General features: G+C 66.9%; 1 protein-coding gene. It reads left to right on the top strand.

The window, feature by feature from the left end; all coding sequences use genetic code 11:
* The first annotated feature begins 101 nt into the window (after positions 1-101).
* The gene (locus AB0M56_RS50465; protein WP_364190790.1) at positions 102-1,676 is read left to right on the top strand and encodes a class I adenylate-forming enzyme family protein; all 1,575 of its coding nucleotides are present in this window, start codon (positions 102-104) and stop codon (positions 1,674-1,676) included.
* The last annotated feature ends 95 nt before the right edge of the window (positions 1,677-1,771 follow it).

Below are 1,771 nucleotides of genomic sequence, written 5' to 3'. Positions count from 1 at the left end.
TAACTTTAATAAGGAGATATACCATGGGCAGCAGCCATCACCATCATCACCACAGCCAGGATCCGGGGGACGAAAACCTCTATTTCCAGTCGATGGAATCTGTGAGTGAACTGATCAAGGCATTGCGGGAAGCCTGCCGGAAGTGGCCCGAGCGCCCGGCGATGACCTTTCAGGGCCGCAGCCTGACCTACGGCCAGTTCTGGGACCGGGTGGAGGCGCTGGCCGCCTCCTACCGCGGGCTGGGCGTGAAGGACAAGGACCGGCTGGTCTGCCAGCTCCCCAACTCGCCCGAATATCTGGTGGCGTTGGTCGCGGCCTGGGAATGCGGGGCGACCTTCGTCGGGGTCGACCACGATCTCACCGGACCGGAACTGGTGTCGATCACCGGCCGCACGGACGCGGTCGCCCTGCTGTACCAGCCGCGGTACGGGAACGACACCCCCATGGCGCCGCTGGACGACGTAAGCGCCGCGTTTCCCGACGTCCACCTGATCGTGCACGGCGGCGGCGACGCCCTCCCGCCGGAGGCCCACCGGCTGGCGGACCTGTCCGACGGATCGCGTCCGCACGCCGCGATCGGCCCGGAATCACCGGGTGTTCCGGATTCCCGTACCGCGCTGCTGCTGCTGACCTCGGGGACCACCGGGCTGCCGAAGTGCGTCATGGAGTCCTTCAGCGCGCTGTGGGCGAAGATCGAGTGCTTCACCACGGCCTTCGAGCCGGACGAGCGCGATGTGCATCTGCTGTATCTCCCGCTGGCTCACGCCCTGGGACTGAAGATGTCCATGGTGGCACTGACCCGCGGTAGCCGGCTGGTGCTGATGGACCGCTTCTCGCCCGCCGGGGCGCTGCAACTCATCACGGACGAGCGGATCACGGTCCTGCCGGGCACCCCGGCACACTTCCAGCTGATGCTCGACCATCTCGACCCCGGCGCACACGACTTGAGCTCCCTGCGCTGGGCGGTGGCGGGCGCGGCGACCTTCCCCGGGGCGCTGTTGCGGCAGATGTACACCACCTTCGGCGTGCGCCTCTTCTACATCTACGGGTGCAGCGAAGGATTCCTCTGCTACACGACCGACCGGGCCGAGATCGAAACGGGTTCGGTGGGGCACCGGGTGTTCGAGGGGCCCTCCGATACGGCTCCCGACGGCCGTCTGGAGATCTTCGCCAGGGACGGCTCCGGGATCCTGGGACGCGGGGTCGTGGGCGAAATCGTCTTCGGCGTCTCCCGCCCCGTCCGCTACTGGGGACAGGACAGCGTGGCGCAGGACGGCTGGTACCACACCGGTGACCTCGGGCTGATCGACGACGACGGGCGGCTCCACGTCAAGGGCCGTATGAAGGAGTTGGTGAACCGCGGCGGGCTGAAGGTCTCGTGCAGCGAAGTCGAGTCCGCGCTCACCGCGCTTCCTGGCATCGTCGACGCCGGGATCTTCCCGGTGCCGGACCGGATCCTGGGCGAGGCCATCGGCGCCTGTGTCGTCCTGGCGGACCCGCGGGACGGCCTCGGACTGGAAGAACTGCGGGCGCGGCTGCGGCACTCCCTCGCCCGGCACAAGCTGCCGGACGCGCTGTGGGTGGTGGACGGTGTGCCCCGCACGAAGATAGGCAAGGTGGACCGCGCGGCGCTGCGGCTGATCGAGCCCGGAAGCGCCGCGGCACCCACCGGATGATAACATTTAAGTAAGTACTCGAGTCTGGTAAAGAAACCGCTGCTGCGAAATTTGAACGCCAGCACATGGACTCGTCTACTAGCGCAGCTTAATTA

Origin of the sequence: Amycolatopsis sp. NPDC051372, from assembly GCF_040682095.1 — a bacterium.
Lineage (GTDB): Bacteria > Actinomycetota > Actinomycetes > Mycobacteriales > Pseudonocardiaceae > Amycolatopsis.
The sequence above is the reverse complement of the archived record's forward strand: the minus strand, read 5'-3'. Positions and strand labels throughout refer to the sequence as shown.